The sequence below is a fragment of the Streptomyces sp. JW3 genome, assembly GCF_052216785.1.
Classification (GTDB): Bacteria; Actinomycetota; Actinomycetes; order Streptomycetales; family Streptomycetaceae; genus Streptomyces.
Genome location: NZ_JBQOUX010000056.1, coordinates 37,351 through 49,180 on the forward strand (window position 1 = coordinate 37,351; position 11,830 = coordinate 49,180).

At 68.4% G+C, this 11,830-nt stretch carries 11 protein-coding genes; 9 read left to right on the plus strand and 2 right to left on the minus strand.

Annotation, left to right across the window (positions count from 1 at the left end; genetic code table 11):
• Positions 1–196 precede the first annotated feature (196 nt).
• Together dnaN and dnaA are read right to left on the minus strand one after the other, a co-directional pair.
• On the minus strand, positions 197–1,327 hold the full coding sequence (gene dnaN, locus ACTT8P_RS22450) for a DNA polymerase III subunit beta (protein WP_361158795.1): 1,131 nt from the start codon (positions 1,325–1,327) through the stop codon (positions 197–199).
• Between the two features lie 881 nt (positions 1,328–2,208).
• Positions 2,209–4,275 carry a chromosomal replication initiator protein DnaA gene (dnaA, locus tag ACTT8P_RS22455; RefSeq protein ID WP_442833490.1) on the minus strand — a complete coding sequence of 689 codons (2,067 nt, stop codon included), beginning with the start codon at positions 4,273–4,275 and terminating at the stop codon, positions 2,209–2,211.
• Between the two features lie 405 nt (positions 4,276–4,680).
• Here dnaA and rpmH point away from each other — a divergent pair, with 405 nt between their 5' ends.
• The 9 genes from rpmH (at position 4,681) to ACTT8P_RS22500 (ending at position 11,697) form a co-directional block, all read left to right on the plus strand.
• Positions 4,681–4,818, plus strand: coding sequence for a 50S ribosomal protein L34 (gene rpmH / locus ACTT8P_RS22460; RefSeq protein WP_003949374.1), 138 nt, complete (start codon positions 4,681–4,683; stop codon positions 4,816–4,818).
• Positions 4,819–4,839: 21 nt separating this feature from the next.
• Positions 4,840–5,211, plus strand: coding sequence for a ribonuclease P protein component (gene rnpA / locus ACTT8P_RS22465; protein ID WP_215170428.1), 372 nt, complete (start codon positions 4,840–4,842; stop codon positions 5,209–5,211).
• Entirely contained in the window at positions 5,208–5,582 is a 375-nt protein-coding gene (yidD, locus tag ACTT8P_RS22470) for a membrane protein insertion efficiency factor YidD (RefSeq protein ID WP_442833491.1), read from the plus strand. The genes rnpA and yidD overlap by 4 nt, the downstream gene beginning before the upstream one ends.
• Positions 5,583–5,585: 3 nt before the next feature.
• Complete coding sequence (gene yidC / locus ACTT8P_RS22475; RefSeq protein WP_442833492.1) at positions 5,586–6,923, plus strand: membrane protein insertase YidC; 1,338 nt, start codon at positions 5,586–5,588, stop codon at positions 6,921–6,923.
• A gap of 15 nt (positions 6,924–6,938) precedes the next feature.
• A complete protein-coding gene (locus ACTT8P_RS22480; protein WP_442833493.1) occupies positions 6,939–7,451 on the plus strand; it encodes a Jag family protein in 513 nt (170 codons plus the stop codon).
• A gap of 128 nt (positions 7,452–7,579) precedes the next feature.
• A complete protein-coding gene (gene rsmG / locus ACTT8P_RS22485; RefSeq protein ID WP_442833494.1) occupies positions 7,580–8,299 on the plus strand; it encodes a 16S rRNA (guanine(527)-N(7))-methyltransferase RsmG in 720 nt (239 codons plus the stop codon).
• A gap of 257 nt (positions 8,300–8,556) precedes the next feature.
• Positions 8,557–9,630, plus strand: coding sequence for a ParA family protein (locus ACTT8P_RS22490; protein WP_361159092.1), 1,074 nt, complete (start codon positions 8,557–8,559; stop codon positions 9,628–9,630).
• Positions 9,627–10,739, plus strand: a complete 1,113-nt coding sequence (locus tag ACTT8P_RS22495; RefSeq protein ID WP_442833495.1) for a ParB/RepB/Spo0J family partition protein — start codon at positions 9,627–9,629, stop codon at positions 10,737–10,739. The genes ACTT8P_RS22490 and ACTT8P_RS22495 overlap by 4 nt, the downstream gene beginning before the upstream one ends.
• Before the next feature lie 340 nt (positions 10,740–11,079).
• On the plus strand, positions 11,080–11,697 hold the full coding sequence (locus ACTT8P_RS22500) for a GNAT family N-acetyltransferase (protein ID WP_442833496.1): 618 nt from the start codon (positions 11,080–11,082) through the stop codon (positions 11,695–11,697).
• Positions 11,698–11,830 lie beyond the last annotated feature (133 nt).

The window sequence follows — 11,830 nt, forward strand, 5'->3', positions numbered from 1 at the left end:
GCGTTCCTTAGGGTCGCTGTGGCGTATGAGGCGCGTTCGCCGTGTGAGGCGCGTTCGCACCGGCGCCGAGCCTAGACCCGGCACCCCCGCGCACAGCTGTGGGCATACGCGCTCATTCGTATGCCCACCTGGGACTTCGTCCACCGGCCGTCCACTGGCCGTCCACCGGCTGTGGACAAGCGAGCCGCTCAGCCGCTCAGCCGCTCAGCCGCACCGGCATGATCAGGTACTTGTACGCCTCGTCCGCCTCGGCGTCCAGCGCCGGCCTGCCGCTGAGCAGGGCCGGCTTGGTGGACGTCGTGAAGGACAGCTGGGCCACCGGGGAGCCGATGGCGCTCAGGCCCTCCAGCAGGAAGGTCGGGTTGAAGGCGATCGAGATGTCGTCGCCGTCCAGCTGGGCGTCGACCCGCTCCACAGCCTGTGCGTCGTCGCTGGAGCCGGCCTCCAGGATCAGCACGCCCTGCTCGAAGCTGAGCCGCACCGGGGTGTTGCGCTCGGCGACCAGGGCGACGCGCTTGACGGCTTCCACGAAGGGGGCGGTCTCGATCACGGCGACGCTGTTGAACTCGGTCGGGAAGAGCGTCTTGTACTTCGGGAGGTCGCCCTCCAGGAGCCGCGTCGTGGTCCGGCGGCCGGCCCCCTCGAAACCGATCAGGCCCTCGCCCGCGCCGGAGCCGGACAGCGCCAGGATCACCTGGTCGCCGCTGGTGAGCGCCTTGGCGGTGTCCTGGAGCGTCTTGGCGGGCACCAGGGCGACCGCGGAGACCTCCGGGTTCTCCGGCTTCCACAGGAACTCGCGGACCGCGAAGCGGTAGCGGTCGGTGGAGGCCAGCGTCACCGTGTCGCCCTCGATCTCGATGCGCACACCGGTGAGGACGGGCAGCGTGTCGTCGCGGCCGGCCGCGATGGCGACCTGCTGCACGGCGGAGGCGAAGACCTCGCCGGGGACGGTGCCCGTCGCGTTCGGCATCTGCGGCAGCGCCGGGTACTCCTCCACCGGCAGGGTGTGGAGGGTGAACCGCGAGGAGCCGCAGACCACCGTCGCCCGTACACCGTCTGTGGAAATCTCCACCGGCCGGTTGGGCAGGGCGCGGGAGATGTCGGCGAGCAGGCGGCCGGAGACCAGCACCGTGCCCTCCTCCTCGACCTCCGCCTCGACCGACACCCGCGCGGAGACCTCGTAGTCGAAGCTGGACAGGCTCAGCTGCCCTTCCTCCGCTTTCAGCAGCAGGCCCGCGAGGACCGGCGCCGGCGGACGGGCCGGGAGGCTGCGGGCCGCCCAGGCCACTGCCTCCGCGAGTACGTCGCGTTCCACCCGGATCTTCACCGTTGCCGCCTCCTGCTGTTGCCGGCGCTTGTCGCCCTGCTTCGCCTCAGTCGTCTGTCTCGGTGTCGTCGCCCTTGGTCCGGGGCAGTACACCGGGGACCAGTCTGACGCACCGCACTGACACTAGGTGCCCATCGGGGTCAAGTCGTGACGAGGGACGGTCGGACACGACAGAGCGAGTTGTGCACAGGGCCCGCTTCGAAACGAGTTCCCAGCTCTCTCTAGTCGTCAGTAGTAGTAGGGCCTGTGGATACCGTGGATAACCTCGTTTGCCCAGGTCAGGCCAGGAATTTTGTCCACGGGGCCTGTGGGCGGGACCGGTGGACAACTCGGGTCCGCTGTGGAGAACGGAAAGTTCTGCACACCCCGTGCACAGGGAGAGGCGACTTCTCCCCAGCGGCGTCCCCAGGTTTACCCGTCTTTCCCACAGCCCACTCCGGCACCTTGATGTGACGCCTTTCACTCGCAGCGGTGACGGGCCGCGTCGGGTTGCCGAACAGTGGACAGCGGTGTGGAGAAGCCGGTGATCGCTGGGGACAACCGGCCGCAGCTTGTGGGTTGCCCGTGGACAACTTTGTGCACAGGGTGTGGACCGATCCGTTGTCCACAGCCTGTGGAGATCCTTCGTCCACGAATCCACAACCGACTGACCTGGCCTGATGATCTCTCACCACCCTGGCCTGTGGACGGCTTCGGGACAACTTGGCGATCCCCATGGTGTGGACGGAAAAAAGTGGCCGGATCTGTGGACGACGGCCGTAACCTGGCGCGGAATCGAACACCGGCCGCGTCCGACACGGGCCGGACATGCCGAAGGGCGCCCACCGGAACTCCTCCGGAGGGCGCCCAGAACGTCGTACAGGGGCGTACCGCGGCGTGTGTCAGCCGTTCTTGATGCGGTTGGTCAGCTCGGTCACCTGGTTGTAGATGGAGCGCCGCTCGGCCATCAGATTGCGGATCTTGCGGTCCGCGTGCATGACGGTGGTGTGGTCCCGGCCGCCGAACAGCGCGCCGATCTTCGGCAGGGAGAGGTCCGTCAGCTCCCGGCACAGATACATGGCGATCTGCCGGGCCGTCACCAGCGCCCGGCCGCGCGAGGTGCCGCACAGGTCCTCGACGGTGAGCCCGAAGTAGTCGGCGGTGGCGCTCATGATGGCCGTGGAGGTGATCTCGGGGGCCGAGTCCTCGCCGCCCGGGATCAGGTCCTTGAGGACGATCTCGGTCAGGCCCAGGTCCACCGGCTGCCGGTTGAGCGACGCGAACGCCGTCACCCGGATCAGCGCCCCCTCCAGCTCGCGGATGTTGCGCGAGATCCGGGAGGCGATGAACTCCAGCACCTCCGGCGGGGCGTTGAGCTGCTCCTGCACCGCCTTCTTGCGCAGGATCGCGATCCGGGTCTCCAGCTCGGGCGGCTGGACGTCGGTGATCAGGCCCCACTCGAACCGGTTGCGCAGCCGGTCCTCCAGCGTGACCAGCTGCTTGGGCGGCCGGTCGGAGGAGAGCACGATCTGCTTGTTGGCGTTGTGCAGCGTGTTGAAGGTGTGGAAGAACTCCTCCTGCGTCGACTCCTTGTCCGCCAGGAACTGGATGTCGTCGACGAGCAGGATGTCCATCTCGCGGTAGCGCTTGCGGAAGCTGTCGCCCTTGCCGTCGCGGATGGAGTTGATGAACTCGTTGGTGAACTCCTCCGAGCTCACGTACCGCACCCGCGTGCCCGGGTAGAGGCTGCGGGCGTAGTGCCCGATGGCGTGCAGCAGGTGGGTCTTGCCGAGCCCGGACTCCCCGTAGATGAAGAGCGGGTTGTACGCCTTGGCCGGCGCCTCGGCGACGGCGACCGCGGCGGCGTGCGCGAAGCGGTTGGAGGCGCCGATGACGAAGGTGTCGAAGAGGTACTTGGGGTTGAGGCGCGCGGTCGGCTCGCCGGGGCCGGTGGCCGGGGCCGGCTGCGCGGCCAGCGGGCCGGGGGCGCCGGTGGCGGGGCCGGGTCCGACCGGGCCGCCGCGGTGGACGTGCCCGGATCCGGCGGGCGGCTCGGGCGGCTCGCGCCGGCCGCCGCGCTGGTCGTAGTCGCCGCGCGACTGCTCGTAGTCGGGGCGCTGGGACTCGTACGGCGGGCGCTCGGAGTCGTAGGAGGGGCGCTCGGAGTCGTACCGGTCCGTGTCGTACGGCGCGCGGTCGGGCGCCTTCGGGCGGTAGTCCTGGGAGTAACCGTCCTGGTAGGGGTTCTTCTGGTACGAGTCCGGGCCGTGCTGGCCGTACGACGGCTCCGGCGGGGAGGCGTACGGGTCGCGGTCGGGGAAGCCGAGGCGCTGCTGCTGCCAGCCGTAGTCGTCCTGCTGGGAGGGGCGCGGCCAGGCGCCGGGTTCGGGGCGCTGGTACTCGGACGGGTAGGCGGGGCGGGCCGTGGGGAGCGGGTCGGCGCGGTGGCGGCCGTAGCTCTCGTAGTCGTCACGGGTGTCACGGGTGTCACGGGTGTCACGGAGGTCCCGGGCATCTCGTGTGTCCCGGGCGTCACGGGCATCTCGTGTGTCCCGTGAGTCCCTTGGGTCTCGACCGTCACGCGAGTCACGAGCGTCCCGGGAGTCACGGCCGTCCCGGGGCTCTCGGCCGTCGGGTTCGTCGTAGCGGTGCTGGGGGCGCGCGGGCGGGGCCGGAGGCGCGGAGGGCTCGCCGGCCGAGTCGTCGACGGTGATCGCGATGCGGATCGGGCGCCCGCACTCCCTGCTCAGCGTCTCGGAGACGACGGGCGCCAGCCGGCCCTCCAGGACACCCTTCGCGAACTCGTTCGGTACGGCGAGCAGGGCGGTGTCGGCGACCAGGGCGAGGGGCTGGCAGCGCCGGATCCAGTGCTCGTCCTTCGACTCGACACCCTGGACCCGGCCCTCCCCGAGGAGCTGCTCCAGTACGCGTGGCCACACTGCGGCAAGATCGGCAGGTACGTCAGCCACAGGGCACGCTCTCTCATGTGTCCCTCGAAGGTGTGATCCGAGGGAGGGACGGTCGGAACCGGGGGGCGGGTCGGAACGAATCAGATGGGCCGGGATGGGCCGGTGGGAAGGGAACGAATCGGAGTCCGGCCACGGTAGTCAGCGTGGCCGGTAGCATTCAAGTTGTTGTCCCCAGCCTGTGGACAAGTGTCTCCCGGCCGCCGCTGGTTTGACCGAATGGCGCAACCGCGCGTACCGTAACGAGGTCGAGTTGTCGATGGCTGCTGCCGCCTGCCTCCGATGGGCACAGATCGCTTCAGGTGATCGGAAAGCGGTGCACACGGGCGTGACGCGAGCTACTCGTGGGCGCACGGTGACAGCCAGGACGGCACCCCGCCACCACCGATTCTTTTCTGGAGCCCCCGAGTGAGCAAGCGCACCTTCCAGCCGAACAACCGTCGTCGCGCGAAGACCCACGGCTTCCGGCTGCGGATGCGCACCCGTGCCGGCCGCGCGATTCTCGCGTCCCGCCGTGGCAAGGGTCGCGCCCGTCTGTCCGCCTGATTCCGATCAGGTCATGACGTCGTGCTGCCCACCGAGAACCGGCTGAGGCGGCGCGAGGATTTCGCGACCGCGGTACGACGAGGTCGCCGGGCAGGTCGTCCGTCCCTCGTCGTCCATTTTCGTAGCGGTGCAACGGACCCGCACGCGCCTGGGGAGAGCGCTCCCCCGACGCGTGCGGGTTTCGTCGTCAGCAAAGCCGTCGGCGGTGCGGTCGTGCGCAACAAGGTGAAGCGCAGGCTTCGCCATCTGATGCGCGACCGAGTCGGTCTGTTTCCTCCCGGTAGCCTGGTAGTCGTACGAGCGCTACCCGGAGCGGGTGACGCCGACCATGCACAGCTGGCCCAAGACCTGGACGCCGCCCTTCAGCGGCTACTGGGAGGGGGCGCGCGATGAAGTACCCGCTGCTGGCTCTGATCAAGCTGTACCAGTGGACGATCAGTCCACTGCTGGGGCCGGTCTGCAAGTACTACCCGTCGTGCTCCCACTACGGCTTCACGGCCATCGACCGGCACGGCGCCGTCAAGGGCACGGCACTCACCGCCTGGCGAATCCTGCGGTGCAATCCGTGGTCGCTGGGCGGAGTGGACCACGTTCCGCCGCGTAAGCGTCCGCGGTGGCACGAGATGCTGCGGAACGCCTGGCGCGCACGCAAGGGCGGGCCCTCCGCCGCCGAACCGGCCACCGAAGGACAGGCTGCTCACCCGAGCCCGCCCGGTCCTTCGAGCCCGGCCGCAGAGACCCAGTCCCATGCCCAAGGAGCATGATTAGTGGACACGATTGCCAGCTTCTTCACCTTCATCACGACACCTGTCTCCTGGGTCATCGTCCAGTTCCACACCGTGTACGGCGCCATTTTCGGCCCTGACACCGGGTGGGCCTGGGGCCTGTCGATCGTGTCCCTGGTGATTCTGATCCGCATCTGCCTGATCCCGCTCTTCGTGAAGCAGATCAAGTCGACCCGCGCGATGCAGACGCTCCAGCCGGAGATGAAGAAGATCCAGGAGCGCTACAAGAACGACAAGCAGCGCCAGTCCGAAGAGATGATGAAGCTGTACAAGGAGGCGGGCACCAACCCGCTCTCCTCGTGCCTTCCCATCCTGGCGCAGTCACCGTTCTTCTTCGCCCTCTACCACGTGCTCAACGGCATCGCGACCGGCGACACCATCGGTGTCATCAACGAGCGGCTGCTGGAGAGTGCGCAGAAGGCCCACATCTTCGGTGCGCCGCTCGCGGCGAAGTTCACCGACGGTGCCTCGAAGGTGGACGCCCTCGGCTCCTCCATCACCGACGTGCGGGTCGTCACCGCCATCATGATCGTCCTGATGTCGGCGTCCCAGTTCTTCACCCAGCGCCAGCTGATGACGAAGAACGTCGACACCACGGTGAAGACGCCGTTCATGCAGCAGCAGAAGATGCTGATGTACGTCTTCCCGGTCATGTTCGCCGTCTTCGGCATCAACTTCCCGGTCGGTGTCCTCGTCTACTGGCTGACCACCAACGTGTGGACCATGGGCCAGCAGATGTACGTCATCCGCAACAACCCGACCCCGGGTTCCAAGGCCCAGTCGGCCTACCTCGAGCGTCTGTACAAGCACGTCTCGCACAACGGCAAGGTCAGCCGGCGCAGCGAGCGCGCCATCGTCAAGGCCATCGTCGCCAAGGGCCGGGACCGCAACGAGTTCGAGCGGAAGTTCATCAACGGCCTGACCAAGGCCGGCCTCGCCGCCCAGGCCGATGGCAACGTCGTGAAGAGTGACACCGCGGCCGCCGTCGAGTCCGAGGACGGTACGCCGACCACCGGTGCCCCCAAGCGGCAGCAGCCCAAGAGGCAGTCGAAGTCCCAGCGGCAGTCCGGTGCGACCAAGGGCGGCGGCGACGGCGGAGCGTCGGCCGAGGACGAGGACGAGTCCTCCTCGACCTCCTCGTCCTCGTCCTCGGCGTCCAAGTCGAAGCCGACGTCGCTGAGCAAGTCCGGCGAGCCCCAGGACGCCAAGCCCGCCGCTGCCAAGAAGGCCGCGCAGAAGCCCGGCTCCGGTACCCGCAGCAAGGCCCAGTCCGGACAGCGCAAGGGCCCGCAGCGGCCCAAGTCCCCGTCGAAGAAGTAAGAAGGAGTCCATCCCGTGACGGAAGGCACCATCGCCGCCGCTGCCGAGGGCGCAGACACCCTGACCCGCCTGGAGCAGGAGGGTGAGATCGCGGCGGACTACCTGGAGGGTCTGCTCGACATCGCCGACCTCGACGGCGACATCGACATGGACGTCGAGGCCGACCGTGCCGCTGTTTCGATCATCAGTGACACCGGCGGCCGCGATCTCCAGAAGCTGGTCGGCCGGGACGGTGAGGTCCTGGAAGCCCTTCAGGAGCTCACCCGGCTGGCCGTGCACCGGGAAACCGGCGACCGTAGCCGGCTGATGCTGGACATCGCCGGCTACCGGGCCCAGAAGCGCACCGAGCTGTCCGAGCTGGGCGCCAAGGCCGCCGCCGAGGCGAAGAGCAGCGGCGAACCGGTTCGCATGGACCCGATGACCCCGTTCGAGCGCAAGGTCGTGCACGACGCGGTCAAGGCCGCGGGACTGCGCAGCGAGTCCGAGGGCGAGGAGCCGCAGCGGTTCGTCGTCGTACTGCCCGCCTGATCGGTCCCCGCGTTCTCCCGGCCCCGTCTGTTGCGCAGACGGGGCCGAACTTTGTCAGCCCTGATAGTTCTGGTGGTTCTGATGTCGGCGCCTGAAGTGCCGACGCGGTACGGAAGGACGGTTCCCCCGTGACGGAGGCAGCGGAGCTTCCCCCCGCGCCCGAGCAGGCACGCGAGGTGTTCGGCGATCGCTACGCGGACGCGGTGCGCTATGCCGAGTTGCTGGCCGAGGCGGGTGTGCAGCGCGGCCTGATCGGTCCGCGCGAGGTGCCCCGGCTGTGGGAGCGGCACCTGCTGAACTGTGCGGTGCTGTCCGAGGTCGTGCCGGCGGGAGTGACGGTGTGCGATGTCGGCTCAGGCGCCGGCCTGCCCGGTATCCCGCTCGCACTGGTCCGGGACGACCTGAAGATCACCCTTCTCGAGCCTCTCCTGCGGCGCACCAACTTCCTGACCGAGGTGGTGGAGCTGCTGGGCCTGGACCATGTGACCGTCGTGCGGGGTCGGGCCGAGGAGGTCATGGGGACGCTTCCGCCCGTCCATGTGGTGACGGCCCGCGCCGTGGCTCCGCTGGACCGGCTGGCCACTTGGGGCGTGCCGTTGCTGCGGCCCTATGGGGAGATGCTGGCGCTCAAGGGCGACACGGCCGAGGAGGAGCTGAAGAGTGCCGCGACGGCGCTGAGCAAGCTCGGGGCCGTGGAGACGTCGATCCTGCATGTGGGGGAAGGCGTGGTGGACCCCCGGTCCACGGTGGTGCGGGTGGAGGTCGGGGAGAGTCCGGGCGGTGTGCGGTTCGCCGCCAAACGGGCCAAGGCGGCCCGCACGGGACGGGCCCGTCGGCGTCGCGGATAGCGTCGAGCCGGAGTGTCGCGGCAGTTCGGCTTCGGCCGCTGTGCATCGTGTTTCACGTGAAACGTCGCTCACTGCTGCACGGCATCATCAGTCGCGGCCGCGCTGCGGCCGAACCCCGCGACCGCAAGCCTCTCGGCTCATTGGGGGCAGGAGCCTCCGCTGAGGGCGCTCGGCCACTCGTGAGGGTCACGGAGTTGTCCACAGAGGGGGATTTCTCCACAGAACAGCAGGCCTCACTGGTTCGCGACCCCGAAGGCATGGGAGGCTCTGTTCATTGCGAGCCTGAAGTCGAGGAGAGTGAATCCTTGCGGTCCGACGCCAATATCGCGGGCCCGATGACCGATCCGGTCCCCGGTCCCCGTACCGAGTCGATGGGGGCGGATGTTTCACGTGAAACACCGCCTCCGATGGACGACACACCGATCGGTCGCGCGGCCCAACTAGCGGTAGAGGCTCTGGGGCGCGCCGGCGAGGGGCTGCCACGGCCTGAGCAGACCCGCGTCATGGTGGTCGCCAACCAGAAGGGCGGGGTGGGTAAGACGACGACGACCGTCAATCTCGCCGCCTCGCTGGCCCTGCACGGTGCCCGTGTCCTGGTGGTCGACCTCGACCCCCAGGGGAATGCCTCCACCGCTCTGGGTATCGACCACCACGCCGATGTCCCTTCGATCTACGACGTGTTGGTCGAGAGCAAGCCGCTGTCCGAGGTCGTTCAGCCTGTTCCCGATGTCGAGGGTCTGTTCTGTGCCCCGGCCACGATCGATCTCGCCGGCGCGGAGATCGAGCTGGTGTCCCTGGTGGCCCGTGAGAGCCGGCTCGAGCGAGCGATCCAGGCGTATGAACAGCCTCTGGACTACATCCTGATCGACTGCCCGCCCTCCCTCGGTCTGCTGACGGTGAATGCGCTCGTCGCGGGCCAGGAGGTGCTGATTCCGATCCAGTGCGAGTACTACGCGTTGGAGGGACTGGGGCAGCTGTTGCGCAACGTCGACCTGGTGCGGGGGCACCTCAACCCCGCACTCCATGTGTCGACCATCCTGCTCACGATGTACGACGGCCGGACGCGACTGGCGTCCCAGGTCGCCGACGAGGTGCGCAGCCACTTCGGTGAGGAGGTGCTGCGGACGAGCATTCCCCGCTCGGTCCGTATCTCCGAGGCGCCGAGCTATGGCCAGACGGTGCTGACCTACGATCCAGGATCGAGCGGTGCCCTGTCCTATCTTGAGGCGGCACGAGAGATCGCACTGAGGGGCGCGGGCGTCAGCTACGACGCGACGCACGCCCACATCGGTGCACAGAACGATCCGAGCACGGTGGAGGGGATCCAGTGAACGAGCGACGGAGGGGGTTGGGTCGAGGTCTGGCAGCGTTGATCCCGCCCGCCTCATCGGAGAAGTCGGTGGCATCAGCCGCCCTGGGCGGTGCGGTTCCGGCGGCTCCCACGGGTGTCCCCGGGCTAACGACCGACCGAGGTGTGGCAGCGGCGAAGGTCACCGCGCTGCCGCCTGTTTCACGTGAAACATCGCACGAGGCAGAGGAAGCGCCGGCTTCCGGTGCGATGGAGACACCCATGGCTCCCATGGGTGCTTACTTCGCCGAGATTCCGCTGGACTCCATCACGCCGAATCGGCGGCAGCCGCGTGAGATCTTCGACGAGGACGCGCTCGCCGAGCTGGTCACCTCCATCAAGGAGGTCGGTCTTCTTCAGCCGATCGTCGTCCGGCAGGTGGATGCCGGGCAGTACGAGCTCATCATGGGTGAGCGGCGCTGGCGGGCCTGCGGGGAAGCCGGGCTGGAGGCCATCCCGGCGATCGTGCGGGCCACGGAGGACGACAAGCTCCTCCTGGACGCGCTGCTGGAGAACCTGCACCGCGCTCAGCTGAATCCGCTGGAAGAGGCCGCCGCCTACGACCAGCTACTGAAGGACTTCAACTGCACGCACGACCAGTTGGCGGACCGGATCGGTCGTTCCCGGCCCCAGGTCTCCAACACCCTGCGGCTGCTGAAGCTCTCGTCGTCCGTGCAGAAGCGGGTCGCGGCCGGAGTCCTCTCCGCGGGGCACGCCCGCGCGCTGCTCTCGGTGGAGGACTCGGAGGAGCAGGACCGGCTGGCGCACCGGATCGTGGCCGAGGGGCTCTCGGTGCGGGCGGTCGAGGAGATCGTGACCCTGATGGGGTCCCGGCCGCAGAAGGCACCCCGGGCGAAGGGACCGCGAGCCGGTGCCCGTGTCTCCCCGGCACTGACCGGTCTCGCGACCCGGCTCTCGGACCGGTTCGAGACCCGGGTGAAGGTGGACCTGGGCCGGGAGAAGGGCAAGATCACCGTCGAGTTCGCCTCGATGGACGACCTGGGCCGCATCCTCGACACGCTGGCGCCCGGTGAGGGTCCTGTGCTTCAGAAGAGCCTCGTGGACGGCGAGACGGAAGAGGACGATTCCTGAGTCCCGACGGCACCCGACGGCGGAGTACCCGGTGAGGTGCTCCGCCCGGCGCCAGAGCGGGCCGTGTCCGGTGTGTGCCGGAACGCGGCCCGCTCTTTGCTTTACACCGGTATCGGGGCAATCGCATCGTGGATACGATGCGATCAGGTAGGGCGGAGTCACCTGGCAGTCACCTCTGGGAGTGAGGCAGCGCCATGCGAACGACGAGCCGCACCGGATGGATGAGCGCAGGGCTGGGACTGGGAGCGATCGGTGGGTTCATCGGCAGTCTGCTCAGGGAGCGGAGTGCTCTGACGGCCGCCCTGGACGCGAAGGGCGAAGGAAGCGAGGAAAAGCCTTCATGGGGCGTCGGCTCGTACCGCTCACGCTGGACAACCTTGAGGACCTTCCCCAGCGTTGCCGCTCGTGCGTCTTCTGGGAACTCGACCCCGTCAGTGGGGAGGCCGCGGTAAAGGCGGGCACGGCCGCTCTGGAGAAGGAAGCCTGGATCTCCGCCGTCCTGCTGGACTGGGGGTCCTGCGGCCGGGTCGTCTACGTGGACGACGTGCCGGTCGGCTTCGTGCTCTACGCTCCCCCCGCCTATGTCCCGCGCTCCGCGGCGTTCCCGACGAGTCCTGTCTCGCCGGACGCGGTACAGCTAATGACCGCGTTCATCGTGCCGGGGTATCAGGGACAGGGACTGGGCCGGGTGATGGTCCAGACGGTGGCCAAGGATCTTCTGCGGCGCGGGTTCAAGGCGATCGAGGCTTTCGGGGACGCCCGCTGGAAGCAGCCCTCGTGCGTGCTGCCGGCCGACCATCTGCTGGCCGTGGGCTTCAAGACGGTACGGCCCCATCCCAGCACTCCCCGGCTCCGGCTGGAGCTGCGCTCCACGTTGTCCTGGAAGGAGGACGTGGAGATGGCACTCGACCGGCTGCTCGGCGCCGTACAGAAGGAGCCGGCGCTCAGGCCGCTGTGACGGGCGGGCGAGAACGGGAGCCGAGCCCGAAGAACAACGGAGGGGCCCACCCGGCAGGACACTGTTGGTAAATGGTTCCTTGTTGCGTCCCGCTGCCGTCAGGCAGCGGGACGCAGTCGTTCGAACCGAGAGA